Here is a 23,027-nt window from a genome sequence, read left to right on the forward strand (position 1 = left end):
ACACTGATTCTTGTCTAAGAAACGTACTTCAATACATGAAAGTAAAGAAATATTTGCCGCTACAAAGTAAAAGATTTCGGTAAAAAAAGTGCACCCTAATAATACTATCTGGGTGCACTAAAGGGTATTTGAGGAGAGTTTTAATTAAATTTCGTAGCTTAAACCGACTAGCATTTTATAGTCGTCTTTTTCAGGCACTTTACCATCTGAATCTGCCGTGGGGTCGGACACATGATCCCATATCCCTTCAATACTAAGATCAAGATCACCCACTAGGTCAATATCAAATCCTATCGTATTTTTGTGATGGATACCTCCAGACTCTTCACTTTCCCAAACCATATCGTAGTCATAATTAAAATCGATATCCTTGGTAAGTTCATATTCAAAGTTGGATTCGAGCTTGAATGCGCTACTATTCGCCGTTGATGAATTACCTTCTTCAACCGTAGTGAATTTGGTGTACGTATAAGCAGGACCTATGGTTACGTCCCATTCTGTGCTCTCATTGGCAATAAAAAAGTAACCCACACCCATTGATGCCGTTATCTTATAATCTAGGTTTTGAAACTCATCGTTTTCAACTTTAAGATCGACGGGTCTTAAGAATAATCTATTGTCAATATAGATATCATACGAGCCACCAAGCGTGGTGTTATTGGCGGTTTTTTCATCGTTCGACTCTTTGGTCTCATGACTGGCGTTTAGCTTAGTCCTTGATTCAACGGTATTACGCTCAGCATCAATATCACCATGAAGAGTCAGTTCATCAGTATTACCACTACTCATATCCAGACCAAAGGTAAATTCCGCACTCCATTGCTCAGAGTCTTTTTCTTTCCCTCGGTAGATAGAGACAACCTCTGTAACAGGAAAAGACATTTCTTGGTCAAGGTTAGTCAAATAAAGTTTATTGTTGCGAATCGATAAATAGCCGTCATAAATTCCACCGTCGGCAACTCGAATAGTGAAGTAGCCCGCCGTCTGGAGTTCTTGGATATCCCCAAGTTCAATTTCTTGATCACCAAGATCATCACTATCAAACTCTATTTCCTGCTTATAAGAATTAGAATCTTTTTTAATAGTACCGTTAAGTTCCCCCTTGATAACTTCTCCTGACTTGAGTTTCACCCAATCGTCATTTTTATCAAAGTAAACGGTTTGGCTATTGAGCTCATCGGACACTTGCTGTTCGACTTGCTCATTGGCAAAGGCACTAGGTTGTGCAGAACAGATGGCTATAAATAATGTGGTCGCTTGTAATTTCATGTCAACTTAGTCTATCCAGTTCAACACCATGTAACCTGTGCAAGGTAATAAATGAAGCACATATCAATGTCATGAGTAAGAAAAGCCCATGTCAATCTTATTAGCTCAGCTAAGCATTCACTGGGATCGCTGGCCAATAATAACGTCGCCAAGCGATGTAAGTTCTGTCTAGTGTCACTTTAGTCCTAATGATCATAGAGTAAATTCTCAGAACAGTGAGAAACCAAACAAACCTTGCATAAGAGTTGATTAATTACTGGGAACAACCTATTTTTCATGATTAACTCATAACCTAAAGATCAATAAACACAATTAGTTAAAGATAGAACGAGGAAACCTGAATGGGATTAGATATCCAACCCGGTCAAACGTTTATTAAATCTAAAGCCGCGGTCGCTTGGGCAGCAGGCCAGCCACTTAAAATGGAACAAGTTGACGTTCAACTGCCCCAAAAAGGTGAGGTATTGGTACGCATCGTTGCGACAGGCGTCTGCCATACCGATGCTTTTACATTATCTGGAGAAGATCCAGAAGGGATTTTTCCGGCCATTCTTGGTCATGAGGGCGGTGGCATTGTTGAGATGGTCGGTGAAGGTGTCACGAGTGTTGAAGTTGGCGATCATGTGATACCCCTTTATACCGCAGAATGTCGTGAATGCAAATTTTGTACATCAGGAAAAACCAATCTTTGCCAAGCGGTTCGAGAAACGCAAGGCAAAGGACTTATGCCCGATGGGACAACGCGTTTCTCTATCAATGGGCAACCTATTTTCCACTATATGGGATGCTCAACTTTCTCCGAATATACTGTACTTCCTGAAATTTCACTGGCCAAAGTGAATCCAAAAGCCCCACTAGAAGAAGTCTGCTTACTGGGTTGTGGTGTCACCACTGGCATGGGGGCTGTGCTTAATACCGCCAAAGTGGAAAAAGATGACACTGTGGCTATATTTGGCCTCGGTGGTATCGGCTTATCAGCCATTATCGGGGCAAAAATGGCGGGGGCTAGCCGTATTATTGGTATCGATATAAATGAGAGTAAATTTGAGCTCGCCAAACAACTGGGTGCCACTGATGTCATCAACCCTCAAACAATAGATGTTCCCATCCAAGAGTTCATTGTTGAAATGACCGATGGTGGCGTCGACTATTCGTTTGAGTGTATCGGTAATGTCGATGTTATGCGCCAAGCGCTTGAATGTTGCCACAAAGGATGGGGAGAGTCAGTCATTATAGGTGTGGCAGGCGCTGGACAAGAAATTTCAACCCGACCTTTCCAGTTGGTGACAGGCCGCGTGTGGCGTGGCAGTGCTTTTGGTGGCGTCAAAGGGCGCTCTGAATTACCTAACATTGTTGAGCGATACATGGCAGGAGAGTTTGGTCTTGAAGAGTTTATTACCCATACCATGAGTTTGGATGATATCAATCACGCTTTCGAACTTATGCATGAAGGCAAGAGTATTCGCTCTGTTATCCATATGAGTAAATAAACCTTCGATCTAATACTCATAGCCACCATAAATCAAGCGATGGTGGCTATCTAAGAAATAGTACTATGAATTTAACGAATATCAGTCAAAACAAAGTTGCTGGCGGCTGGCACAAACAATACCGTCACGATTCCAATGTATTACATTGTGCTATGCGCTTTGCAGTATTTTTGCCACCAAATGCAAGTCTGTCATCTCGTGTTCCTGTGCTGTATTGGCTTTCAGGATTAACTTGTACAGACGAAAACTTTATGCACAAAGCGGGAGCGTTCAAAGCAGCTGCCAAGCTTGGTATCGCAATTGTTGCACCGGATACAAGCCCTCGAGGTGAAGAGGTAGCAGACGGTGAAGCATACGATTTGGGCAAAGGTGCCAGCTTCTATCTTAATGCAACAAAACAGCCTTGGTCTCAACATTACCAAATGTACGACTACATAACCCAAGAGTTGCCAGCATTAATAGAAGCCAATTTCCCTGTATCAAATATCAAAGCCATTTCTGGACACAGTATGGGGGGACACGGCGCATTAACGATTGGATTGAACAACCCCAACAGCTACACATCTATCTCAGCCTTTAGCCCGATTTGTCATCCAACACAGTGCCCTTGGGGACAAAAAGCGTTTAGCGCTTATCTTGGACAAGATCAGGAGACTTGGAAGGCTTATGATGCTACAGAGCTGCTCAAACAAAATTCATCACCGCTCCCTATTTTGGTCGACCAAGGTGATGCCGATAGTTTTTTACATGAGCAATTGAAGCCTGAATCATTGATCGAGGCGGCAAGAATTTCAGATTCAAACCTGGAGCTACGTATGCAAGAAGGTTATGACCATAGCTACTATTTCATTTCGAGTTTTATTGACGACCATCTGATGTTCCACGCGAAACATATGTCTAAATAAGTTAAGGCACACAAAATGAAACTAGAACCGCCATCATATCAATATCAGTCTGCGTTTTTGTCCTTTTATCAAGATTTTGCTGATAACGACAGTCGTAAAGCCAATTACTACCGTGAAGGTATCGATGACTTTGATGCTTATATTCAACGATTGACTGATGAAGCGAGTGGTATAAATCTACGCCAAGGACATGTCCCTTGCAGTCATTTCTGGATGGTGGACACAGAGGAAAACATACTTGGCGCCATTCGCATTCGTCATACAATTGATAACCCATTTCTGTCTTTTGAAGGTGGTCATATTGGATACGACATTGCGCCTTCTTATCGTGCCCGTGGCTATGGTAAAACCATGCTAAAACTCGCTCTGCCCATTGCAAAATCACTCGGTATTTCAAAAGCCTTACTCACCGCCGACGAGAAAAATCACGCCTCTCGTGGTGTCATTGAAGCCAATGGCGGCGAGCTTATTGACATCGTGATGGGCAAAGTATTCCCTTATCCCGTAGCCCGCTATTGGGTTCCTTGCGAGACGAAGCTATGAAATTAAGAAAAGCGAACGCCAACGAACTCGACAGCATTTATCAAATGGGGTTTGATGTTTGGGGAGGTGACAATATGCAATTATTAGGTCATTTGATTAAAAAGTAACTTGTCAAATAAAAATAACATGTTACATTACACCATCACTTATTCACAACTAAGTGGTGGGGATGCAATATCCTAAGGCACATAATCCTCTCCTGCCTGCCTCATTCCCTATATAACAATCATTCTCAAGCCTATGACTTCACTCTTTAGTGCAGGTGCTTGTGGTATTTAAAAAACACATTTCAGTTGGATTCACTATGTTCCCTATCTCTCATCAAGGAAAGTGGTTTCGTTTTCTTATGGTGTTTATCTTTCTTGCAGCGTCGATGGAAACCGATATCTACCTACCTACTTTTCCAGACATACTAAAAGATTTAAATACTAGCGCTGTTATGGTTCAGCGCATCCTAAGTTATAACTTTATCGGTATCTGTATTGGTTCGCTTATCTATGGTCCTCTGTCAGACCATTTTGGACGTCGTCCGATCATGATGTTCGGTTTTTCTATATTCCTTGGATCGAGTATTGGCTGTGTGTTTGCACAGACCATAGAGCAATTGCTTGCTTTTCGTTTACTACAAGGCTTTGGTAGTTCAGCTTGTTTAATCGTAGGAACAACCATGATCTTCGATTTTTTTGAAGAAGAGTCCGCGGCTAAATTGGTTGCTGATCTCAATACGCTGACCGTAAGCATCATGGCTTTCGCTCCTCTTATTGGCGGTTGGATCAGTATTCACATGGGATACCATGCAAACTTTGTATTTATTGCTGTCCTAGTGCTTATTTCAGCGGTTAAATGTTTTTTGTTTATCCCTGAGTCTCTACCAAGTAATAAACGCAAGAGGTTAATTCCAAAACGTGTTGTTAGCGATTATAGGCTCATGCTGTCCTCCTATGATTTCTGGTATAACACTTTGGTGACGAGCTTCATTCTCGCTGGCTATATGGTGTTTGTCTCCAATATGTCACTTTTGTATGTCGATCACCTCAAGGTCGAATCTGAGTATTTTCCACTTTACCAAATGGCTACATTGGGTACTTTTGCATTTTTTAGCTTGATCAATGGGCGACTCATTGATCGTTTCGGTATCGAAAAATTAAAAAGTACAGGACTGGGCTTGATGTTTCTCGCCACAACAATATTTTGGTTGGTGCCAACTGCTCTGTTGAACTCACCCAGTTTTCTTACCATTACCATGTGCTTGTTTTCAGTAGGAGCCGCCCTGTCTATCGGGCTTTTCTTCTCCGAATCGATGCAAGTCTTCCCTGACATGACAGGGGTGGCAGCGTCATTAGTGACTTCTATACGACTTATCATTGTTGCTATTGCCATTGACGTCGCAAGCAGTTTCTACAATGGCTCTTCACAATCTGTGGTTTATGCTGTCACGGTAGCTGTGGTCGCAATCGCTATTGTTGCGTTATTTCACTCTGCTCGTAAGCTCAAACACTCAAAGCTTAACAACAACGTAAAAGCCTAATAGCGTTTTAAGGCCTCAAACATCTGAGGCCTTATATATAATGAACGACTGGAAATTAGCCGCCAAATAAGTACAATCTGGCTCCTATTTGGTCATCATGGCAAGTCATATGCGTCACTACATCCCCAGTTTCACCCTTTTCAATACGTCCATTGAAAGCTATGCCTTGCCCGAAAAATTTACTTTCCCATTTTTCTATCAGCCTCACCCCTTATGTGAGTTGGCCGCTAAAGAACTTCAAGACTATTTGCTGACTCAAACCGATTGGTGTCACAATTTCGGTCTTGAAGGCGATCCTGAAGGTGTTGGAAAAATGTTCGGCGTACTCATCGTGCAATCACCTCAAGGCGATATAGGTTATCTGTCCGCTTTTTCAGGAAAATTGGCAGACCAAAGCCAACATAAACACTTTGTTCCCCCCGTGTTTGATCTGTTAGCTGAAGAAAGTTTTTTTCATGCCGAAAATGCCAAAATCATGTCGATTAATGACCAAATCGATGCATTAACTCAAGATTCACCGCTTTCCACGCTGACAGACAAAATACAACAACTTGAATCGACTTATCAGAGTGAAGAGCGTTGTCTCAGAGAAAAAATGGTCGCCAATCGTGCAACCAGAAAATCACTGCGTCAACAGGCCTTGTCTTGTTTGTCTGGGGCAGAACTAGAACAGGCTCTAGACACTCTTGCCAAACAAAGTGTGGCCGACAAAAACGCACTAAAATACCTCAAGCTAGAATGGCAAGATAAGATCTTGGCGGTTAGAAGTAAGTGGCAGACTTTTCACAATAAGCGAGAAAAGCTGAAAGAGCAGCGCAAAACACTCTCGAATACTCTTCAGCATAAATTGTTCGAACAGTATCGTTTTTTAAATATTTGCTCACAAGAAAAATCTCTCAATGCAATCTTTGAAGGGACTAATAATCCAACACCTCCGGCTGGAGCGGGTGAATGTGCAGCGCCTAAATTGCTTCAGCATGCTTTCAAACACAAGCTTAAGCCGCTTGCTATGGCTGAATTTTGGTGGGGTTCTTCGCCCGTATCAGAAATACGCCAGCATAGGAAATTTTACCCTTCCTGTCACAGCAAATGTCAGCCTATTCTCGGTCATATGCTTAAAGGCATGGCCGTCGATGACAACCCTCTAGAAAAAGCTTGGGCAGAGAATAACGTCATGGACATCGTATTTGAAGATGATGCCATCGTTGTGGTCAACAAACCCGCAGGTCTATTATCTGTTCCTGGCAAAACCATTCAAGACTCGGCTTTTACTCGCCTTAAAAAACGCTACCCAACGGCAGAGGGCCCTTTTGTGATACATCGCCTAGACATGGCCACATCAGGTATACTTGTATTTGCTCTTACCAAACGAGCAAACAAAAGCCTACAAAAGCAGTTTATCACTCGCTCAGTAGAAAAACGCTATGTTGCCATTGTTGAGGGAGAAGCCCAACAGCAAAGTGGACAAATTCGCCTACCCATGCGAGGTGATCCAGAAGATAGACCACGTCAGCTCGTTTGCTTTGAACATGGTAAACCCGCCGAAACTGACTGGGAATGTATAGAAACCAAACAGGGTCAAAGCAGACTGTACCTCTATCCCAAAACGGGTCGAACTCACCAACTGCGAGTCCATTGCGCCCATCACCTCGGGCTCAATATGCCAATGCTCGGAGATGGACTGTATGGACAACGAACAGACAGATTACATCTCCATGCAGAGCGCCTTATTATTGAGCACCCATATACCAAAAAAAGCATGACATTTGAGGTGAAAAGTCCGTTTTAACAAGGCCTAACATAATATACATTGACCAGAATTATCCATTGGGTTACATAAAATGGACTCAGTAAGCTAAACAAGGTCATTATGAAAAAACTTATTCCCAATCGACTCAGTCTTGGTCTATTTTTTGCCGGTTTTATTTGTCTTTCAATCTACGCTGCATTGGGATCTCACGTTAGCGATGATGGCATTTTAATTGAGCCCTTTGGGCTTATCCCACTATTTTGGATATTTGAAATACTTGCCATCACTGCATACATTGTTCATTTGGCTAAAGGTTTTACCTCTCGATAGTGTGGAGTGCTTTGAGAGTTATAATCCTTAACCCTGATCCAATTGACTCCAGTGACGTATAACCTTTGTTTAACTTAGGTGACACTGATGAAAAACATACTGATTGCTTGCGTACTATTGATTTTATCTGGCTGTCTTGGCATGCCCAAATCGGTTGAACCCGTCGATAACTTTGAGTTGAATAGGTATCTTGGTACTTGGTATGAAATCGCACGACTGGATCATTCCTTTGAAAGAGGCCTTTCAGACGTCACCGCTCAATATTCCCTTCGAAGTGATGGCGGTGTGTCCGTCGTCAATAAAGGTTACTCGTCTAAAAGCAAGGAATGGCAAGAAGCTCTAGGTAAAGCTTTCTTCGTCGACAGCCCTAGTGAAGGATATTTGAAAGTCTCTTTTTTCGGACCTTTCTACGGCTCTTACGTCGTGTTTGAACTTGATAAAGAGAACTATAGCTACGCATTTATATCAGGACCAGACCATGACTATCTATGGCTCCTTTCAAGAACGCCGACCATCAGCCAAACCGTGATTGATAAGTTTGAACGGATGTCGAAACAGCGAGGATTTGATATCAATAACCTTATCTATGTAGAACATACATCGACAACAAAATCTGAGTTTGAACATGCGGGCAGTTAAGTTAGTTATCAGATTTTCAATACCATACAACAGGAAATTAGGTTTGAGCAGTATCTTACCCATGTAATTGCGAGAGACGGTTGCTATACAAAACCCAAAGTCACTGGGGTTTAGACCTCAAAAATACCGGTCATGATTCATTAATAAAGTATGTATTGCTAAAAAATCTGTAAAAACGCATATTTTGCTTGCGAGTTCCAATTAACTGTCAAAGTCAATTGAGTGAAATAGTAAATACCCCTACAGTAAAGACAAACTTAATTAGGGAAGCAAAACCATGGTTTCAAAAGTGACCACAGCTTCGCAGGGGCCGGAGTTCTCCGAACTTGTACAAGGCTATTGGCGATTAGCAGAATGGGGAATGACTGCCCAAAAAAGATTGTCGTTTTTAAAGCAGCATATCGACCTCGGTATTACTACTGTCGATCATGCTGACATCTACGGAAACTATCAGTGTGAATCATTGTTTGGCGAAGCGCTGAAACTTGAGCCATCTGTTAGAGATAAGATCGAGATTGTAACTAAATGCGATATTATGCTGCGTGGCGATTCATTCCCGATGCGCAAAATAAATCACTACGATACCAGCGAAAAACATATCTATGAATCCGTTGATAACTCACTAGCAAGGCTAAACATAGAACAAATCGACGTTCTTCTTATCCATAGGCCAGATGCTCTCATGGATGCAGACGAAGTCTCCAATGCATTTAATGAGCTGTATAAGGTAGGTAAAGTCAAACATTTTGGCGTGTCAAACTTTACCCCAAGCCAATTTAACCTACTTCAATCCAGACTATCTAAATCACTGGTCACCAACCAAGTGGAGATCAACCCACTCAACTTTGACGTAGCCCATGATGGCACTTTGGATATGTTGCAGATGAATCGCATCCGTCCTATGGCTTGGTCTTGCCTTGGTGGAGGGAGTATTTTCACAGGTTCCACCAACCAAGCTAAACGCGTTAGAGAAGAGTTAGAAACTATCCGTACCGAGATTGATGCCAAGAGTATCGACCAAGTCATATATGCATGGGTGAAAACTCTGCCTTCGATGCCTATACCTATTATTGGCTCAGGGAATATAGATAGAGTGAAAGCAGCCGTTGACTCACTCACACTCACGCTCACCAGAGAACAGTGGTATCGAGTGTGGGTAGCTTCAAAAGGTCATGGTGTACCATAATCTGACCACAGGTATAATCCAAAACACGCCCCAAACGCGCTCGTACAGAGCGCGTTCGACTAAAAGCATAGCCTACCTACCTCACTACATAAAAAAACGTCATAAGAATAAGCACCTTGATGATTACAGAGTAACCTTCTAACTTTTAACTAGTAAATTAACCAATGATGTGTGAAGAGTTGAAGGAAATGAGATGACAAATAACAAAAATATATTGTGCAAATTTGCCAGTATAAGCCTCAACGCAAAGCTTAGACTGCTGACTGTTTTCTTTACACTCATCCTCACTACCATAATAGGGTACACAATCAGTTCACTCGACAAGCAAAAAGATGACGGTTTGGTCATCAATATTGCAGGCAGGCAGCGCATGCTCACTCAGAAATTTACCAAAGAGTTTCTGCTTGCCATGGATATCGCTCGCCAGAAAAGCGGTAAGCCCGACATATCTGTCAGCCAGAAAACTCAAGAACTGTTTGATATTTCACTAATGGCACTTACACAAGGTGGAAAAACTTACTTAGATCTCGGCATGACCAAACCTGTTAATATTCCTAAGGCTCCTCCACATATACAAAAGCAGCTGCAGGTGGTAAAACAAATATGGGAACAGCAGAAAAAACACATTTCCAACATTGTGAATCAGGGCAGTACTCCAGAAAGCCTTGCCTTATTGAATAAATTAAGCATCGACACATTGACCAATATGAATAAGGCGGTCGTTATGTTCAGTGACGAATCGTCCGCTAAGATTCATACCATGGAACGCAACCAAATCACTGTCGCAATTGTTGCTGTAATACTAACCTTGATACTTGCCGAACTAACACTTAGGAATGTGATAGGGCCTATAAATCAAGCAATCAAAACCACTCGTCGTATTACAACCGGTGATCTGAAGGATTACAATCAAAAAGAACATCACAATAATGAGATGGGCAATTTAACGAAAAACATTGAGCAGATGCGCATATCCTTGCACGATTTCATCAAGCAGCCAACTGGAGCAAGAAAACTCCTCTCAAGTTCTCGAAGCGATTACATCCTTGCTAGACATTTCAGATGTGGTCAGTCAACACATTAAAAGTACAGAAACCAACTCTAAAAACACTATGGAAACAGCACAATCTGGTATTGTTGTGGTCAACAATAGCATTCAAGAACTCAATAAAGCAGTGGATTCTGTAAACCACACAGCAGAGCAAATAGAAGAGCTTAAGAACTTCACACTCCAGATCAATGAAATTACCGAATCGATTCACAATATTGCTGAGCAAACCAATCTACTTGCCCTAAACGCTGCGATAGAAGCCGCGCGTGCTGGCGAACAGGGAAGAGGCTTTGCCGTGGTAGCCGATGAGGTGAGAAATCTCGCTGCAAGGACATCCAGTTCAAGCCAGGAAATTTCTGACCTCATTACCCAATTAATGGAAAAAGTCGAAAACTCGGTTAATTCAATGCAAGCCGTTGTTGGCGCAGTACATCAAACTCAAAAAACCTCAGCTGACACTGTAGAATCCTTTACGACAATGTCGGATGGAATAAGTAAAACCACTGAAAGTGCTGAAGTTATTGCCAACTTTAACAAAGAACAAGCGGATAACCTGCAATATCTAGATACCAAACTGAAAGAGCTATTCAAAGTACTATCAGAAAGCAGTAGCAAGGCAAAAACAACCTCGCTGGTTGCGAGTGACTTACATGAAATTTCAGAAGCCTTGGACAGGCAACTTAGAGGCTTTGAGACTAAAGTTAACGAATCGATGGAAATGCCCAAAGATGAACAACGAGCTGAGCCAAGAGCTGACAACAAAGTTCGGGTAAAAATATCACAAGGCGGAATCAATGCTGACGGTCTGACTAGTGACATCAGTATGGAAGGCGCAAAAGTGCGATCTAACACTGAGTTTGCTGGAAACAGCACGGTCAACTTAGACATCCAGCTTCCACCAGAGCTGGCAAAATCTGGGAAGGCTAATATGCGTGTGGAGGCAAACATCATGCACGTTGTGCCAGTAGAAGACTACTTCAGCTATGGGCTAAAGTTTGAAGGCGCTTCGGTAGCCGATAAGACTATGTTGAAAAGCCTGTTTCAATACTTTCAGAAATCTCATCGCTACGATACCTCTCAGCCAGAGGACTCTGCACAGGCAAGCTAAACAAAAATGCTTTTTAGAGCCTAATGGACCGGCTTGTCTGTTTTTGAATAGAACTTGCCAAAATGTTGCTCTAATATTTCAGGCGTTAATTCACCCGCCTGTTCAAGCTTTTTTAGCTCTGCTGCAATGGCTTTTTGTTCTTCTAATGATGGCAAAGCAACCTCGGGTTCATCACTCATTTCACTTGCTATCTGTTCCAATTCTTTTTCTAAATCACTCATGACAATGGCCACTCAATACAAATTTCAAACATACTTTATACTAACTCATTTTTATTGGGTACAGTTAATGTTAGTTTAATCATCACCTCTCTTACCCAATTCAAAGGGTTGTTATTTTTCAAATTTGTAAAACCAATTTTTCACTCTTGATCGCTTGCAACATCAGTATCCATCCCCATATTTTAACTAACTGAAATAATAGTGTTTATGTTTACTTGCTGGTTTGATTAACAATTGAACAACCATTCGATAAACAAAACATAAAGGATGAACTTTTTCACCGATTAAAGTACTAAGTGAAAAAGTCAGGAGATAGGCATTGATGAATTCTCAATCATTTAGCGAACTGCAACAGTATTTAGAAACTCAAGTTATCGGCCAAAGCGAATTAGTCAAACAGCTGTTAGTCGCTCTACTTGCTGATGGTCATATTTTGGTTGAGGGACCTCCGGGACTTGCCAAAACTCGCGCAGTCAAGTCACTTGCCGAATGTATTGAAGGTGATTTCCACCGAATACAATTTACGCCAGATCTATTACCCGCAGATTTGACCGGAACAGATATTTTCCGCCCAGAGACAGGCGAATTTACTTTTCAAGCTGGGCCGATTTTCAATTCATTAATCCTAGCCGATGAAATCAACCGCGCTCCTGCAAAAGTACAAGCAGCCATGCTTGAAGCAATGGCAGAAAAACAAATAACAGCCGGCAGAAAAACCTATCCATTGCCGGAGCTGTTCTTAGTTATGGCGACACAAAACCCAATTGAGCAAGAAGGCACTTACCCACTCCCAGAAGCCCAGTTGGACCGATTCCTTCTTCACCTAAATGTCGACTATCCAGACGCTGAAAGTGAACTTGATATACTGCGCCTCAATCGTGGAGAAGCCAGAGGTGAGCACCACACACCGGCCCCTAAAATCAGCCAAAGCGATATTTTCTCCGCACGTCAGGAAGTATTGAATACTCACATGGCAGACACAGTAGAGAATTACATTATTCGACTGGTGATGGCAACGCGTCAGCCTGCGCAATATGACAACACACTCGATAACTGGATAGAAATGGGCGTCAGCCCGCGAGCAACCATTGCTCTTGATAGATGTGCACGAGCTCACGCTTGGTTGTCGGGCCGTGACTATGTCACTGCGGAAGATGTTCAAGTCATGGCATTCCCTGTATTAAGGCATCGTATCTTGTTGAGTTATCAAGCTCAAGCGGAAGGTATCTGCACCAATAAAGCCGTCAACCGGCTACTATCATTGGTAGGAAGCGCATAGGGTTTGCCGATGGATCAACAGTTATCCCCCTATTCAGATGGCGTTAACCTGTGTCTCGATGAGTTGCTGTATTTTAAGCAACATGCCATTCATTGGCTGCCTCCTGCACGAAGCTTATGGTCGCAGGTACTAGGTCATCATCAAAGTAGACAGCTTGGCCGAGGTATGGACTTTGCAGAAGTCAGGCAATATCAAGCAGGTGACGACATACGCAGTATCGATTGGCGAGTAACCGCCCGTACAGGCAAACCTCATACAAAACTGTTTACTGAAGAACGCGAAAAGCCAATTGTCCTGTATGTCGATCTAAGCGCCAGCATGCGCTTTGGCTCACAACTCATGTTCAAATCTGTTCTCACTGCTCAAATGGCAAGTTTACTTGCATGGATTTCAGTGGCCCAAAAAGATCGTGTCGGTGCCATTATTGATACAGGCAACCAGCTGACCGAGCTCAAGCCTGTTAGCCGAAATTCAGGGCCATTGGCATTGATCCAACACTTAGTACAACTTCATCAAAGCATATTGCATGCTAACTCAGAGACTTCTTCAAAAGATATGAGCGAAGGATTTCACGCATTGAATCGTCTTTGCCCCAAAGGTAGCGAAGTTGTGATAATCAGCGACTTTTTGCGTTTTTCCGAGCAAAATCAGTTGTTAATTTCGCGTCTGCGATCCCACAATCAAGTACGAATAGTTCACATATCCGACCCTTTAGAGGCAGGTATTACAGACTATCGGGGAGTTGAGCAGGTGTCCGATAAGCGCAGTACAATGTGGGTGGATTTTTCTTCTCGCAAAGTACGTGATCAGATCGCTGCCGCCTTTGAAAGCAAGCAGCATCAACTAAAAAGCTTATCTCACAGTCATGGTTTGAGCTTTACTTGTCTCTCGACTCAAAAATCACTACTACAACAATTATCGGGACGTGATCAATGAGCACTACAAACAAGGAATCTCTGTTACCACTTAATCCTATGCACTTACCAGAACTCCCATCATGGTTTCCAATTGCGTGGGGTTGGTGGGCCAGCGTGGGAGGCACTCTTCTGTGTTTGTTGACCCTATGGCTTGCCTATCGCTGGAATAAAAAACGCCTTGCACCAAAGAAAGCGGCTTTAAGATTAATTCAAGCTGGTGGAAAGCCAGCAGAGGCGTTTGAGTTACTTCGCCAAGCTGCATTGTGTTATTACCCAAGAGAAGAAGTCGCCAAACTAACGGGTAAAGAGTGGTATGCCTTTCTTGATACACAAGTTAAGTCGCCATTATTTTTGGACAACTATGAACTGTGGCAGGTCGCTCTTTACTCAAAAGAGCCATTAATCAATGCGTCTGAGCTTGTCTCTCATTGCTCACAATGGGTCGATGAAGCACTTCCACCCAAAAGAAGGAGAGCCAAAGTTGGCTAACATAGAGTTTGTATGGTGGTGGAACTTCCTTCTACTACCTTTGCCAATACTGATTTACTTTTTATTACCACCAGCTCAGACATCATCTCCTGTTTACATGCCCTACCTTCCCCAATCTGCGGCAGGTAACTCGTCGTGGAGTGTGATGGCTAAAGGGCTAGCAGCTCTCATTTGGATCACTTTAATTACCGCTTCTGCTAGACCTGTCTGGTATGGCGACCCAGTGACAACCCAGCCCAAGCACAGAGACATGATGCTAGTTGTGGACCTTTCTTACTCAATGAGCCAAGAGGACATGCAATTTAACGGAAGCTTTATTGATCGATTGACTGCGGTAAAGCAGGTATTAAATGACTTCATTGGTAAACGTCAGGGTGATCGCCTTGGTTTAGTTCTATTTGCCGACCACGCTTATTTACAAACTCCATTAACTCTAGATAGACACACTATCAGCCAGCAGCTCAATCAGACCGTTCTTCGACTTATCGGGGATAAAACGGCGATTGGCGAAGGCATTGGCTTAGCCACCAAGACGTTTATCGATGGTGATGCACCGCAACGTGTAATGATATTACTCAGTGATGGCACTAACACAGCCGGAGTCCTTGACCCGCTAGAAGCTGCAAAAATTGCTAAGAAATACAATGTCACCATATACACTGTCGGTATCGGAGCTGGTGAGATAATGGTCAAAGAGCTCTTTATGACTCGCAAAGTAAATACAGCAAAAGACCTTGATGAAGCGTCCCTTAAAGAAATCGCCTCAATGACAGGTGGCCAATATTTTAGAGCACGCGATAGCCAAGAGCTTTCCAGTATCTACGAGACCATCAACAATCTGGAACCTATCAGTCAAACAACTCAAACTTGGCGTCCTCAACAAGATTGGTTTGCATTCCCACTGGCCATAGCGTTTGCTGGCTTCTTATCTTTGATGATTATCAGGAGAAACCATGTCTGACTTTCGCTTCCTTTATCCTGAATGGTTAGCAATTCTCATACCCTTTACAGTGATAGTCATTTGGTTATTGAAACGTAGCCAAACCAAAACACTGATTGCACCTCATTTAGCAAAAGCGATGGGGATTGGTCATCTCTGTTCGCGTAATACCCGTATTGGCATATTTTCAATCACCGGAATCATTGCCATTCTCGCTCTCAGTGGACCAAGTTTTACGGCATCAGAAAGACCAAGCTTTACCAATGACAGCGGCCGAGTACTTATCATGGATATGTCGATGTCAATGTACGCCACAGATATCAAGCCAAATAGACTCACTCAGGCAAAGTACAAAGCCAGTGATTTACTAAAAAAGTGGGATGAAGGCAATACTGGGCTTATTGCTTACGCTGGCGACGCTTACGTTGTCAGTCCGATGACATCCGATACCCATACAATTCTCAACCTCATACCCAACCTAAGTCCAGAGCTCATGCCATTCCAAGGCGCAGATGCAGACAAAGCCATTGGGCAAGCCATCAATATGATGAAAAATACAGGGCTCTCTCAAGGTGACTTGGTACTCATCAGTGATGATATCGACAAGGAAGAAGCCGCCAATATAGAAAAACGGCTAGAGGGTACAAAATGGCGATTAAGTATTTTAGGGGTTGGATCTCAAGCCGGAGCCCCTATTCAACTTTCAGATGGCACCTTGCTAAAATCTGATTCCGGGCAAACAGTGGTTGCAAAATCTAATTTCGCTAACATGGCTAAAATTGCTCGAGCTTCTAAAGGCTTATTTACTCCCATTCAGCTCAACAGCAGTGATATCGAAGCAATAAGTGATGTCACAAGCAAAGTGGAAACAACCAGCAAACTCAATCAGACAATGCAAATCACTGACCGAGTAAATAATGGTATTTGGCTCGTTCCCTTCCTACTCATACCTGCACTTCTGATGTTTCGTCGTGGTATCGTGTTTGCCCTATTGGTGATTATCACACCTGTCATGACGCTCGGTAATGCCGAGGCTTCACCTTGGCTCAATGACGATCAGCAAGCCAAAAAACTATTTGATTCTCAAGAGTACCAACAAGCAGCAGAAATGTTTGAAAACAAAGAGTGGCAAGGCGTTGCACAATACGAAGCTGGCAACTTCGCGGCTGCTATTGAATCATTAAAAGGCGTACAATCGCCGCGAGGGAAATACAACCTTGCTAATGCGTATGCCCAAAATCGCAATTTTGACCAAGCAATAAAACTCTACGAAGAAGTGTTGGCTGAACAGCCAGATAATAGTGACGCTAAACACAACCTAAACATTGTTCAGCAGCAGCAACAGCAACAGCAACAGCAACAGCAACAGCAACAGCAACAGCAACAGCAACAGCAACAGCAACAGCAACAGCAACAGCAACAGCAACAGCAACAGCAACAGCAACAGCAACAAGAGTCTGATAACAATTCATCCTCAGAGCAACAACAAACTTCTCAATCTGAGCAAAATTCTACGTCTGAAGAAAAGTCGTCAAAAAATAGTGCTCAGCAGACCGATGAGGAAAACGTTGCACAAGATGAGCAAAAGCCTCAATCAACAAACAAGTCTGACCCTGTCACTCCAGAGCAGGACACAGCCAAAAAAGAGCAAGTAAAACCTGATGACATTTCGCAGCAGCAACCACAACAAATCGCTCAAGAACAAGGCGCTGAGCCTATCGATCCGGCATTGAGAAAGCTTGAACAAGTGGAAAGTGCCCGAGATCCTAGTCGCTTACTCAAAGCACAATTGATCTTACAAGCAAAAGCAAAGCAACCACCCGAGAATACAGGTAAAAAGTGGTAATCATGAATCAAAAAGTATTTAAAGTGATGGGCTTATTAGCTCTAGCAATGGTCTTTTTTAGCCCTGTTTCGATGGCTGCCAATATATGGGCAACCGTAAGCAAAAACAAAGTCGTGAAAAATGAAGTTTTCCAACTGCGCGTTGTTGTGGATGAAAAAGTCTCATCCGACGATATCGACTTTAGCTCACTGGAGCAGGATTTTTACGTCAGCAGGCCAAGTTTTGGCTCATCTATCAATATAGTGAACGGCAATAGAAGTATCAGAAGTGAGTGGAATATTACCTTAGCAGCACAAAAATTAGGCTTAGCGAAAATTCCTGCCTTCACAATTGATGGTAACAGTTCAAAGCCTATTGCTATACAGGTTACACAAGATTTAGATGAACCCAAAGCATCAGATTTGGTCGAGTTACGCACTTCCCTAGATAAAACGCAATTGTACCCAAATGAAAGTGCTTCATTACGAATTCGTCTCATAGTCAAGGCCGATCCGAGAAGATTACAGGACCCAAAGGTATTACCACCTAACGCAGATGGACTGACTTTGACTCAAATAGGTGAACCTAATCAATATCAAAGTGTACTCGATGGTGTTGAAGTAACCGTCCTTGATCAAAACTATAGAGTCACGGCGGACAATCCAGGGGACTTCACATTGCGTAGCGCCGCTTTTAAAGGCACCGTTATTTATGGCAATGACAGAATTGGCACCACAAAGCTTATCACTATTGATACTCCAGCAGAAACCTTCGATATAAAGGTTGAGCCTAAGCCGGATGGGTATACTGGTGTATGGCTACCTACTTCAAGGCTATCTCTAGCGCAAACGTGGACAACGGCCAGTGGAGAACAAGTTACTCCCAACTCTGTGCTTGAAACCAAAGTCGGTGATTCACTCACCCGAGAAATCATAATGGAGGTTGAGGGGCTACCTCAAGAGCGTTTACCTGAATTCAAGATCAGCTATCCAGAGAGTATTCGCGTATATTCTGAGAAGCCACAATTTTCACAGCTGGATAATGGGGTGACACGGATGACGCTTAAACAAGTTTTGATCCCTAAACAAACCGGTAGCATCAAACTACCCAGCTTTGATCTCAATTGGTGGGATAGCCAAAACAAACAGCAAAATACGGCGCACTTAGACAGCTTAACGTTGACTGTTGCCCCCGGCGAAAGCTTGAATACTTCCGTTGCTCCCCCTCAGTATTCTGCGCCTATCGAGACAAAGACTATTACCGTCAATGACGCTGGTTTTTGGCCTTATCTAACGGCACTATTTGCAACACTCTGGATAATTACTAGTGGATTATTTTATCGCAGCAGGGCTCCCAAACAGACCATCAATCAGACATCAAAGCTCGACTTGGACTCAAGTGCCCCGTTAGTTGATGCGCTTAAATCGGAAGACTACTTCAAAGCTCAGCACTATGCTTCTCAGTGGTTAACTCCGGTTAATGTTGACGATGAAAAAATGCGAAAAGAAATAAAAGAGGAGCTGGATCTTATGCAAAAATCGCGTTTTTCTTCACAAGAAACTGGCTGGAATGCTTCAAATCTGCTTAAACTTATTAAAAAGGTGGACAAGATGCCTCGTTCAAATAACAAGCCTGAGGAGGAATTGGCTAAGCTTTAACAAGACGAAGGCAAAATGATAAGAGGCATGATTCAAGTCCTATTTCATTGAAAAATGATAGCTGGAGGAATGATGTCGGCAATAGAAAAGCCAGATCCCAGTACTCATTATGTCATCGTTTATTTCGATGGGTCCCAAATGGCTTCACTTGAAGTCGATGCGGAGAGTCGTACTGAAGCAATCGAAGCATTGAAGAGCCTGGGATTTACGGAGCGAGATGTATATTCTATCTCGCCCTAGTGATAATATTTTATCTCGAAAGGTAGCGGTGACGCTACCTTTCCATTTTGAGTGTAGGATAATGAAGCATAATATCACTCAACTCGCTGTTATCGTTTTCTTACTCATCTTTACATGCGAATCGACAGCACAAGTTGATTTAGTCAAAGTCGACAAGTCTAAACGTCGGATGTACTTAATTGATGGCCAACAAATCATACGTGAGTTTAGGATAGCCTTGGGAAAGTCACCCAAAGGACACAAAAGGCAGGAGGGTGATCAACGAACACCAGAAGGGCGTTATTATCTTGACTTTGTTATTGATGACTCCGAGTTTTATCGCTCAATTCATATCAGTTACCCCAACCAGCGAGATATCGCTTACGCAAATGCACTACGAGTCGAACCGGGTGGCAACATTAAAATTCATGGCTTAAGAAATGGCGAGTCCCGTCCAGCCAACTTTGTGCAAAGTTTTGACTGGACCAATGGTTGTATTGCGATTACAAATGAAGAAATGGATGAGCTACTGACTCTTGTACAGCCAGGTACCCCAATTGATATTCGTTGGTAAGCGAGAATCCATTCAGCATTAAATCACTTCCCAGCTGTGCGTCATTTCAACTCCCGAACCGAGCATTAAGCACACTGAGCAATATTTTTGTAGCGAGTCTGCGGTGACTTTCTCAATAATATCCGTATCTAAGCCTTGCCCAGATATTTCAAAGTGAATATTTACTTTAGTAAATAACCGAGGCGCACTGTCGCGACGTTCAGTGGTCAACTTGGCGCTGCACGCCGAAACTTGCTGACCTTGCTTTTTCAAACCATCAACAACATCAACAGAGCTGCACCCACCTGCGGCCATGAGCACCATTTCCATTGGACTGGGAGCCGACTCTCCCCCATTACCATCCATGACAATAGTGTGCCCCGATTGGGAAAGCCCTAGAAATTTGAAATCTTCTATCCACTTCACTTCAGCTTGCATGTTCACCTTCCTTATACATCGGTTGGGAATTTCACACCCGTTTGCTGACGAATTTCAGTCAACAGCTTAGCAACGATCAACGAGCGCTTCATACACGCTTCATCAATCTGATTTTGAGCATATTGCTCAGCAAAAACCAAGGCTTCATAATACATTGGGTTAGGATCTTGTTTAACCGTTAAATCAATACCTACGCTACCTTTCGTAATCTTGGTTAGCTTTCTTCCGGTCGAGATCATTTCCATCAACAAAGCCCCTTCTTCACCTTGAATTTCACTCGGCAGATATGAGTCGCTGGTTTTTGAGTGCTGAAGAACCACTTCAAACCCATCATACCCTAAGATAATACTGCCACTGCCATCAACCCCACTATCCAAGAGTTGAGCCTGCGCCTTAACCGATAACGGCTCACCAAATAATTCCACAGCAGATCCAACACAATAGTAACCAATATCCATGATTGAGCCATTTGCAAATTCTGGATTAAAGGTATTGGGCATTTCACCAGCAAGATATTTCGGGTATCGCGATGAATACTGACAATAGGTTATTAATGCTTTGCGAATCTTACCTATATTATTGCAATGTTGCTTTAGTAATTTGAAGTTTGGTGTATGGGGCGACATGAATGCCTCGAACAAAATTACCTGTTTATTCAACGCAGTCTGGTACATCGTCTTGGCCAACACATCGTTGGCAGCCAACGGTTTTTCACAAATAACATGTTTACCCGATTCGAGTAATTTTATTGCCTGAGGCGCATGCAAAGAGTTGGGGCTTGCGATATAAACAGTATCAAATGACGAGCACTGAGCAAAAATATCAAAGTCATTATACAAAGCAGGAGATTCATACTTCTCTGCAAACTCTCTTGCTTTATCAAGCGATCGAGAATAGACACCTACCAATTGATATTTTTCCGTTTTCAATGCTGCTTCAACAAACTGATCGGTAATCCAATTGGTCCCCACGATGGCAAGTCTTATCATTATTTACCCTCCAAGCACAACAAAGGAGTCAAAGACTCCTCGAATCAATGCTGCACGTTTACACTGTCATAATAACTCTTAATGCTAAAAGTATCAGAACCAAACCGGACAAGCGATCGATTAATTGTGCTTTGGAACGAATCTTATCCAATAAACGCGGACTCGACAGCATTAAACTAACAAAGGTGTACCACAAACCATCAACAACCAATGGGGTTAAAACAATCAGCAGTTTCGCTGATACACTATCGCCGACGGCGACAAACTGACTAAATAGAGCAATAAAGAACAGGGCGATCTTTGGGCTAAGGATAGAAATAAGCAATCCTTCCTTTGCTGACTGCTGTATCGACGTATCTTCACCTGATTCAAGTTTTGCCGCAACGCCACCTTTAGATCGCAGTGCGTTGTAACCAAGGTATGCCAAATAAGCGGCACCGCTGTAACTGATTGCTTTAAAAAGAAATGGGGACTGCTGCAAAATGACAGCAAGGCCAATCAGGGTGATAAATGCATAGATGCCGATGCCAAACGCATGTGCCCATGCTGCCGCTAATCCATTTCTCCTGCCGCCCGCTAAGCTGTGCTTCGCGACCATGGCTAAGCTGGGCCCTGGTGACATAGCGCCTAAAATACAAATTGTAAAAAGTGATAACCAAATTGTCAGTGTCATACTCATTCCCGAGAAAGTTATGTTTCTCTAGATTATCGAAGCAAATAGATGATTTGAAATCAAACCTTTTGATATCTGGTATGATTTTAAATCATACCAATGGAGTATCTGGATGTACGCATACTACTGAGGACCATCTTACGTACCCAAATATGTGCGTTATCTTGATCATACTTAGGATGCCACATAAGCCAATACAGATGAGGCCTCACCTCAAAAGGTAAAGGAAAATAAACTAACGGATGATCTTGAGTCAGATTCAAAGCAATATGCTCGGGAACGAGCATAAGATAATCACTAGAAGACAAGGCATTAACCGCCGCAGAAAAGAAAGGAATCTTCAAAGCGATACGCCTATTTAATCCCATGATTTTAAGCGCATCATCCGTTATGGAGTCCTTATCCCCGCCACCAGTTACTTTTATGTATGAGTAACGTGTTAAATCATCAATACTTAGCGTGTTTTCCTTCGACGCAGGATGCCCACGCCGCATTAAACAAACCGACTTATCTTCACCAATCTTAATGCTTGTTATGTGGGTTGGCTGATGAGGCTGCATCGTAGACGCTAGATGTATCCCCATTTCACCAAGACTCTGCAAATAATCTGGCTGCCATAAACGGTAATTCAGATTGACATTAGGAGCTTGCTTCGCAAGCTCAGATACCACACTAGGTATTATATATTGAGCAACATAATCACTGGATGAAAACACAAACTCCTGACACCAAGTTTTGGGGTCAAATGGCTTGCCTTGAAACAGCTGTTCAAATTCCTCAAGCAAGCATGAGAGCTGATCTTGCATACTCAATGCTCTTGGTGTTGGCACCAGTATATTCCCTTGCCTAACAAGCAAAGGATCTCCACATAACTCCCGAAGTTGGGCGAGTTGACGGCTCACCGCTGATTGGGTGATGTTGAGCCTAAGTGCCGCTCGACTCACATGGCATTCTTCTAATAAGACCTGCAAAGAACGCAATAAGTTAAGATTGATATGGTTTAAAGACATAGGTTTTATGTACTGAC

General features: G+C 42.8%; 24 protein-coding genes. 18 read left to right on the top strand and 6 right to left on the bottom strand.

The annotated features are described in order from the left end of the window. Positions 1-144: 144 nt before the first annotated feature. Positions 145-1,269: a DUF481 domain-containing protein gene (locus QQK21_RS11250; RefSeq protein ID WP_284192287.1), complete on the bottom strand. Its 1,125-nt coding sequence runs from the start codon at positions 1,267-1,269 to the stop codon at positions 145-147. A 341-nt stretch (positions 1,270-1,610) separates the two neighbouring features. Between QQK21_RS11250 and QQK21_RS11255 the strand changes: the two genes are divergently transcribed. From QQK21_RS11255 to QQK21_RS11300, 10 genes are all read left to right on the top strand, one after another. Then, positions 1,611-2,759: an S-(hydroxymethyl)glutathione dehydrogenase/class III alcohol dehydrogenase gene (locus QQK21_RS11255; protein WP_284192288.1), complete on the top strand. Its 1,149-nt coding sequence runs from the start codon at positions 1,611-1,613 to the stop codon at positions 2,757-2,759. Between the two features lie 65 nt (positions 2,760-2,824). Next, a complete protein-coding gene (fghA, locus tag QQK21_RS11260; protein ID WP_284192289.1) occupies positions 2,825-3,664 on the top strand; it encodes an S-formylglutathione hydrolase in 840 nt (279 codons plus the stop codon). Between the two features lie 15 nt (positions 3,665-3,679). Beyond that, the gene (locus QQK21_RS11265) at positions 3,680-4,207 is read left to right on the top strand and encodes a GNAT family N-acetyltransferase (protein WP_284192290.1); all 528 of its coding nucleotides are present in this window, start codon (positions 3,680-3,682) and stop codon (positions 4,205-4,207) included. Positions 4,208-4,511: 304 nt separating this feature from the next. Beyond that, on the top strand, positions 4,512-5,735 hold the full coding sequence (locus QQK21_RS11270; protein WP_284192291.1) for a multidrug effflux MFS transporter: 1,224 nt from the start codon (positions 4,512-4,514) through the stop codon (positions 5,733-5,735). Positions 5,736-5,844: 109 nt separating this feature from the next. Then, on the top strand, positions 5,845-7,524 hold the full coding sequence (locus QQK21_RS11275) for an RluA family pseudouridine synthase (protein WP_284192292.1): 1,680 nt from the start codon (positions 5,845-5,847) through the stop codon (positions 7,522-7,524). An 81-nt stretch (positions 7,525-7,605) separates the two neighbouring features. Further along, positions 7,606-7,815 (top strand): DUF3955 domain-containing protein, encoded by a 210-nt coding sequence (locus QQK21_RS11280; RefSeq protein ID WP_284192293.1) that lies wholly within the window; start codon positions 7,606-7,608, stop codon positions 7,813-7,815. 87 nt (positions 7,816-7,902) lie between these two features. Next, on the top strand, positions 7,903-8,454 hold the full coding sequence (locus QQK21_RS11285) for a lipocalin family protein (RefSeq protein WP_284192294.1): 552 nt from the start codon (positions 7,903-7,905) through the stop codon (positions 8,452-8,454). A gap of 277 nt (positions 8,455-8,731) precedes the next feature. Continuing rightward, positions 8,732-9,640 (top strand): aldo/keto reductase, encoded by a 909-nt coding sequence (locus QQK21_RS11290; RefSeq protein ID WP_284192295.1) that lies wholly within the window; start codon positions 8,732-8,734, stop codon positions 9,638-9,640. 193 nt (positions 9,641-9,833) lie between these two features. Continuing rightward, positions 9,834-10,724 carry a type IV pili methyl-accepting chemotaxis transducer N-terminal domain-containing protein gene (locus tag QQK21_RS11295; RefSeq protein ID WP_284192296.1) on the top strand — a complete coding sequence of 297 codons (891 nt, stop codon included), beginning with the start codon at positions 9,834-9,836 and terminating at the stop codon, positions 10,722-10,724. A 28-nt stretch (positions 10,725-10,752) separates the two neighbouring features. Further along, a complete protein-coding gene (locus tag QQK21_RS11300; RefSeq protein ID WP_284192297.1) occupies positions 10,753-11,799 on the top strand; it encodes a methyl-accepting chemotaxis protein in 1,047 nt (348 codons plus the stop codon). A gap of 20 nt (positions 11,800-11,819) precedes the next feature. Here the strand turns inward: QQK21_RS11300 and QQK21_RS11305 are convergent, their stop codons facing one another. Continuing rightward, a complete protein-coding gene (locus QQK21_RS11305; protein WP_284192298.1) occupies positions 11,820-12,020 on the bottom strand; it encodes a restriction endonuclease subunit S in 201 nt (66 codons plus the stop codon). 322 nt (positions 12,021-12,342) lie between these two features. Between QQK21_RS11305 and QQK21_RS11310 the strand changes: the two genes are divergently transcribed. The 8 genes from QQK21_RS11310 (at position 12,343) to QQK21_RS11345 (ending at position 19,921) form a co-directional block, all read left to right on the top strand. Then, a complete protein-coding gene (locus tag QQK21_RS11310) occupies positions 12,343-13,299 on the top strand; it encodes an AAA family ATPase (RefSeq protein WP_284192299.1) in 957 nt (318 codons plus the stop codon). Positions 13,300-13,308: 9 nt separating this feature from the next. After that, positions 13,309-14,235, top strand: coding sequence for a DUF58 domain-containing protein (locus QQK21_RS11315; protein ID WP_284192300.1), 927 nt, complete (start codon positions 13,309-13,311; stop codon positions 14,233-14,235). Further along, positions 14,232-14,705 (top strand): DUF4381 domain-containing protein, encoded by a 474-nt coding sequence (locus QQK21_RS11320; RefSeq protein WP_284192301.1) that lies wholly within the window; start codon positions 14,232-14,234, stop codon positions 14,703-14,705. Before QQK21_RS11315 ends, QQK21_RS11320 begins: the two co-directional genes overlap by 4 nt. Continuing rightward, positions 14,698-15,666 (top strand): vWA domain-containing protein, encoded by a 969-nt coding sequence (locus QQK21_RS11325; protein ID WP_284192302.1) that lies wholly within the window; start codon positions 14,698-14,700, stop codon positions 15,664-15,666. Before QQK21_RS11320 ends, QQK21_RS11325 begins: the two co-directional genes overlap by 8 nt. Beyond that, positions 15,659-17,491: a vWA domain-containing protein gene (locus QQK21_RS11330; protein WP_284192303.1), complete on the top strand. Its 1,833-nt coding sequence runs from the start codon at positions 15,659-15,661 to the stop codon at positions 17,489-17,491. The genes QQK21_RS11325 and QQK21_RS11330 overlap by 8 nt, the downstream gene beginning before the upstream one ends. A gap of 2 nt (positions 17,492-17,493) precedes the next feature. After that, positions 17,494-19,128: a BatD family protein gene (locus QQK21_RS11335; protein ID WP_284192304.1), complete on the top strand. Its 1,635-nt coding sequence runs from the start codon at positions 17,494-17,496 to the stop codon at positions 19,126-19,128. A gap of 69 nt (positions 19,129-19,197) precedes the next feature. Then, positions 19,198-19,368, top strand: a complete 171-nt coding sequence (locus tag QQK21_RS11340) for a hypothetical protein (RefSeq protein WP_284192305.1) — start codon at positions 19,198-19,200, stop codon at positions 19,366-19,368. Positions 19,369-19,429: 61 nt separating this feature from the next. Continuing rightward, positions 19,430-19,921: a L,D-transpeptidase family protein gene (locus tag QQK21_RS11345; RefSeq protein ID WP_284192306.1), complete on the top strand. Its 492-nt coding sequence runs from the start codon at positions 19,430-19,432 to the stop codon at positions 19,919-19,921. A gap of 18 nt (positions 19,922-19,939) precedes the next feature. On the opposite strand, the gene QQK21_RS11350 is transcribed toward QQK21_RS11345, so the two are convergent. From QQK21_RS11350 to QQK21_RS11365, 4 genes are all read right to left on the bottom strand, one after another. Then, complete coding sequence (locus tag QQK21_RS11350; RefSeq protein ID WP_284192307.1) at positions 19,940-20,338, bottom strand: OsmC family protein; 399 nt, start codon at positions 20,336-20,338, stop codon at positions 19,940-19,942. A gap of 11 nt (positions 20,339-20,349) precedes the next feature. Then, complete coding sequence (locus tag QQK21_RS11355; protein ID WP_284192308.1) at positions 20,350-21,327, bottom strand: Gfo/Idh/MocA family protein; 978 nt, start codon at positions 21,325-21,327, stop codon at positions 20,350-20,352. Positions 21,328-21,385: 58 nt separating this feature from the next. Next, complete coding sequence (locus QQK21_RS11360; RefSeq protein WP_284192309.1) at positions 21,386-22,000, bottom strand: LysE family translocator; 615 nt, start codon at positions 21,998-22,000, stop codon at positions 21,386-21,388. Positions 22,001-22,086: 86 nt separating this feature from the next. After that, positions 22,087-23,010, bottom strand: a complete 924-nt coding sequence (locus tag QQK21_RS11365) for a LysR family transcriptional regulator (RefSeq protein ID WP_284192310.1) — start codon at positions 23,008-23,010, stop codon at positions 22,087-22,089. Positions 23,011-23,027: the final 17 nt, after the last annotated feature.

The sequence above is a fragment of the Vibrio zhanjiangensis genome, from assembly GCF_030161235.1.
Taxonomy (GTDB): domain Bacteria; phylum Pseudomonadota; class Gammaproteobacteria; order Enterobacterales; family Vibrionaceae; genus Vibrio; species Vibrio zhanjiangensis.

Bases quoted from the DNA above. Each gene is read 5' to 3' on its own strand.
- fghA (WP_284192289.1), top strand. From the start codon at position 2,825: ATGAATTTAACGAATATCAGTCAAAACAAAGTTGCTGGCGGCTGGCAC.
- QQK21_RS11315 (WP_284192300.1), top strand. From the start codon at position 13,309: ATGGATCAACAGTTATCCCCCTATTCAGATGGCGTTAACCTGTGTCTC.
- QQK21_RS11295 (WP_284192296.1), top strand. From the start codon at position 9,834: ATGACAAATAACAAAAATATATTGTGCAAATTTGCCAGTATAAGCCTC.
- QQK21_RS11310 (WP_284192299.1), top strand. From the start codon at position 12,343: ATGAATTCTCAATCATTTAGCGAACTGCAACAGTATTTAGAAACTCAA.
- QQK21_RS11290 (WP_284192295.1), top strand. From the start codon at position 8,732: ATGGTTTCAAAAGTGACCACAGCTTCGCAGGGGCCGGAGTTCTCCGAA.
- QQK21_RS11270 (WP_284192291.1), top strand. From the start codon at position 4,512: ATGTTCCCTATCTCTCATCAAGGAAAGTGGTTTCGTTTTCTTATGGTG.
- QQK21_RS11320 (WP_284192301.1), top strand. From the start codon at position 14,232: ATGAGCACTACAAACAAGGAATCTCTGTTACCACTTAATCCTATGCAC.
- QQK21_RS11280 (WP_284192293.1), top strand. From the start codon at position 7,606: ATGAAAAAACTTATTCCCAATCGACTCAGTCTTGGTCTATTTTTTGCC.
- QQK21_RS11265 (WP_284192290.1), top strand. From the start codon at position 3,680: ATGAAACTAGAACCGCCATCATATCAATATCAGTCTGCGTTTTTGTCC.
- QQK21_RS11255 (WP_284192288.1), top strand. From the start codon at position 1,611: ATGGGATTAGATATCCAACCCGGTCAAACGTTTATTAAATCTAAAGCC.
- QQK21_RS11360 (WP_284192309.1), bottom strand. From the start codon at position 22,000: ATGACACTGACAATTTGGTTATCACTTTTTACAATTTGTATTTTAGGC.
- QQK21_RS11350 (WP_284192307.1), bottom strand. From the start codon at position 20,338: ATGCAAGCTGAAGTGAAGTGGATAGAAGATTTCAAATTTCTAGGGCTT.
- QQK21_RS11285 (WP_284192294.1), top strand. From the start codon at position 7,903: ATGAAAAACATACTGATTGCTTGCGTACTATTGATTTTATCTGGCTGT.
- QQK21_RS11250 (WP_284192287.1), bottom strand. From the start codon at position 1,269: ATGAAATTACAAGCGACCACATTATTTATAGCCATCTGTTCTGCACAA.
- QQK21_RS11300 (WP_284192297.1), top strand. From the start codon at position 10,753: ATGGAAACAGCACAATCTGGTATTGTTGTGGTCAACAATAGCATTCAA.
- QQK21_RS11345 (WP_284192306.1), top strand. From the start codon at position 19,430: ATGAAGCATAATATCACTCAACTCGCTGTTATCGTTTTCTTACTCATC.
- QQK21_RS11355 (WP_284192308.1), bottom strand. From the start codon at position 21,327: ATGATAAGACTTGCCATCGTGGGGACCAATTGGATTACCGATCAGTTT.
- QQK21_RS11275 (WP_284192292.1), top strand. From the start codon at position 5,845: ATGCGTCACTACATCCCCAGTTTCACCCTTTTCAATACGTCCATTGAA.
- QQK21_RS11365 (WP_284192310.1), bottom strand. From the start codon at position 23,010: ATGTCTTTAAACCATATCAATCTTAACTTATTGCGTTCTTTGCAGGTC.
- QQK21_RS11330 (WP_284192303.1), top strand. From the start codon at position 15,659: ATGTCTGACTTTCGCTTCCTTTATCCTGAATGGTTAGCAATTCTCATA.
- QQK21_RS11340 (WP_284192305.1), top strand. From the start codon at position 19,198: ATGATGTCGGCAATAGAAAAGCCAGATCCCAGTACTCATTATGTCATC.
- QQK21_RS11305 (WP_284192298.1), bottom strand. From the start codon at position 12,020: ATGAGTGATTTAGAAAAAGAATTGGAACAGATAGCAAGTGAAATGAGT.
- QQK21_RS11335 (WP_284192304.1), top strand. From the start codon at position 17,494: ATGAATCAAAAAGTATTTAAAGTGATGGGCTTATTAGCTCTAGCAATG.